General features: G+C 62.6%; 2 protein-coding genes. One reads left to right on the top strand and one right to left on the bottom strand.

Annotated features, from left to right (window positions below; genetic code table 11):
• Positions 1–54 precede the first annotated feature (54 nt).
• Entirely contained in the window at positions 55–1,293 is a 1,239-nt protein-coding gene (locus AO501_RS12860; protein ID WP_231752469.1) for an acyltransferase family protein, read from the bottom strand.
• Between the two features lie 804 nt (positions 1,294–2,097).
• On the opposite strand from AO501_RS12860, the gene AO501_RS12855 reads away from it, so the two are divergent.
• The gene (locus AO501_RS12855; RefSeq protein ID WP_055578102.1) at positions 2,098–2,838 is read left to right on the top strand and encodes a WbqC family protein; all 741 of its coding nucleotides are present in this window, start codon (positions 2,098–2,100) and stop codon (positions 2,836–2,838) included.
• Positions 2,839–2,965: the final 127 nt, after the last annotated feature.

Genomic DNA, 2,965 nt, shown 5'->3' with positions numbered 1-2,965 from the left:
TTGCCATGGGGACATCCTTCCAGCCCGCCCATGCTGGGCAAGCCAACTCAGATGTCACCTATTCGTGCAGCAGACCCGGATGACGCCGGTTCGATAGCGCGGTAGCCAGAATTCGTTGGCGCCGAACAGGGCGATCTCTGCCAGCAGGACGGGCGGTAGGACGACGGCAGCGATAAGCGCGCCACTTCGCGGTCGGCTCAGCGGCGGCAGCCGCCGGATGGGCTGTTCGACCCACCGGTAGGAGGCCGCGGCGATCGCGATCGCGAACAGCGTTGCCAGCATTGTCGCGTACGAAGAACCCGGCCATAACTGGACGGCGAAAACGTCCAGCGGCCAATGCCACAAGTAGATCGAATACGACCAGTCGCCCAGCTTCACCATCGGTGGAAGCGTGAGAATACGGCCGATCGAGGTGACGTGGTGGGTGCCTGCTGCGATCAGCAGCAGTGTTCCGCTAACGGGAAGCAGCGTCCATGTACTGGGAAAAGGTGTGGCTTCATCGATCTTGGCCGCTGAGACAGCTACCAGGGCTACACCGAGCCAAGCCAGAACCTCCGCCAACTTGTCGGAGCGCAGGGGTCGGTTCGTCAGGAAGAGGGCGAGCAGCGCGCCCACCGCGAACTCCCACGCACGTGTGAACGGACTGTAGAAGCCCGTGATGTTCATCTGGGCGGCCGTTTGCCCCCCTGGGTGCACCACTGCAAGCCAAAAAGATACGGCCGATACGACACTCACCAGCACGATTGCCCGACCGGAGCGTCGTGGTCCGTGTTTTGACAGCGCCCAGCCGAGCAGAAGCAGCGCCGGGAACACCAGATAGAACTGTTCTTCCACCGATAGCGACCACGTGTGCAGCATCGGGTTCACTTTGGCGGGTTGTGCGAAGTAGTCCCCCGTGCTTCTGGCTATCTCGAAGTTAGCCACCAGAAGCATCGCGGCGGCTCCGGCCGAAGCTGCCTTCTGCTGGACTTCAAAGGGCGACATCAGGCAGAAGGACAGGATCATCGTCACCGCGACGGTGAGCGCGAGTGCCGGTGTGAGCCGTTTGAAGCGCCGGAAGTAAAAGTGGCCTAACCTGAACCGCCCGGTTGCCGAGTGCTCCCGATAAATCATTCCGGTGATGACAAAACCTGAGATCACAAAGAAGACGTCGACGCCGACGAATCCGCCGGGCACCGGAAGCCCACCGTGGAAGCACGCCACCAGGAGCACCGCGACTGCTCTGAGACCCTGGATATCGGATCGCCGGCCGTCTGTCGCTGCAGAAGGGCCGTCGGGTCGGACGCCTCCCATCAGGGAACCACCAACCACCTGACCCTCCCTAGCCAACTGCCGGCGACACCGTGATCCTACTGAGGATCCATAGTCGCACTTCATCGGTGGGCGTGGATGCCGATCGAGGCATTCGCGGTGCAGGCGGGGGAGACGGGCCGCGTGGGACATTCATTATTACCAACAACGCCGTGGCGCCGGTTGCGGCGGCTCGAAGCCCGCACTGGACCCTGCCCACCTCACGCGTAGTTCAGTGCGCGTCCGCCCGCACCCGCGACAGCGTCCCGGCGTTGCCACCCTGGGTGGTCGGAGTGGCAAGGGCAGGCCGCGGGGCAACCGGTCCGTTGACGCCCCGGCGCAGCAGCGCGGTTCGCTGAACAGCGACGATAGCCGCCGAGGCTGCCTAACGGACCGCGCTGGGAGGTGACGTCGATTGGTCGCTGCCCAAGCTATTCGCGTTCCTTCGTCGCCGCAGGTCGCGGCTGCGTAGCACCGGTAAGCATGCGCAAAGCATCCGAATCCTACGTTTGGCACACCGATGGTATTTGTGCGAAACGCAACATCTTGGTGGAAAAAATCTCGTACGCTCGTCCCAACGATCGCACCCTGGCTGGGAATCGTTCGATCTCGCCGGTGTGCGCGCGGGTTTCGGGGAGACAAGGGGATGTGGTGGCTGCGCGTAACGAGTCGACCCGGCGGACAAGCGCATCCCTCTCGCTCGGCGGTTTACGGGATCCGCGACCTGGCGTTGCCGGGTCACGCAGCCAGATCGGTCAGAAGCCAGCGATCAGATGGGAAGGGATGGCGGGAGGCGGGTGATCACACGTGGTTGAACCGCAGTTTGTCGAAGACGAACCGAGAACGAACTGCGTCGTCCTCCAGCCTTCGTACATTCCATGGCGCGGCTACTTTCATCAGATCGAGAAGGCTGACGTCTTCGTGTTCTACGACGACGTGCAATACGACCGTGGTGGCTGGCGCAACCGCAATCGCGTGAAGACGGCGAACGGGCCGGTGTGGCTGACGATCCCTGTCGCCAAGAAAGGATCGGTCGAAACTGGGGCCCCGATCAACTCGATCCGTATCGACTGGAAGCGCCAGTGGACGAAGTCGCACTGGACCACGATCCGCCAGGCATACGGCAAGGCACCCTTTTTCAAAACTTACAGCGACCTGCTCGAAGACATCTACAGCCGGCAGCCCGAGTTGCTCGTCGACTTCACCATCGACACGACTATCGAAATCGCGAGACTGTTAGGGCTCGGTGACAGGCGGTTTGTCCGCTCCTCGCAGCTGAGCGCCGACGGCGCGAAAACCGATCGGCTGGTGTCGATCCTGCGCCAGGTTGGGGCCACCCACTACGTCAGCGGTCCGTCAGCTCGCGACTATCTCGAAGAGGACAAACTCGCCGACGCGGGCATTTCGCTGGAGTACATGCAGTACGCGTACCAGCCCTACCCGCAGCTTCATCCTCCCTTCGAACCGCAGGTGTCGATCATCGATCTGCTGATGATGACCGGGCCCGAAGCGCCGCACTTCATCTGGGGAGAGGGGGCAGTGGCATGACGCCTAGCCCGGGAACCGAGTCGGCACTGAGTCAGGTGCGCAGCCCAGTGGGGGCCTGACCCCAGGTGTTGGACACGCTGAATCCCGCAAGATTGGCGGGGGAAGCGAGATGATCGACACGATGGCA

This window comes from Mycobacterium gordonae, assembly GCF_001417955.2.
In the GTDB taxonomy this organism is placed as follows: Bacteria; Actinomycetota; Actinomycetes; order Mycobacteriales; family Mycobacteriaceae; genus Mycobacterium; species Mycobacterium gordonae_B.
This window is presented reverse-complemented; position numbering and strand designations above follow the sequence as displayed.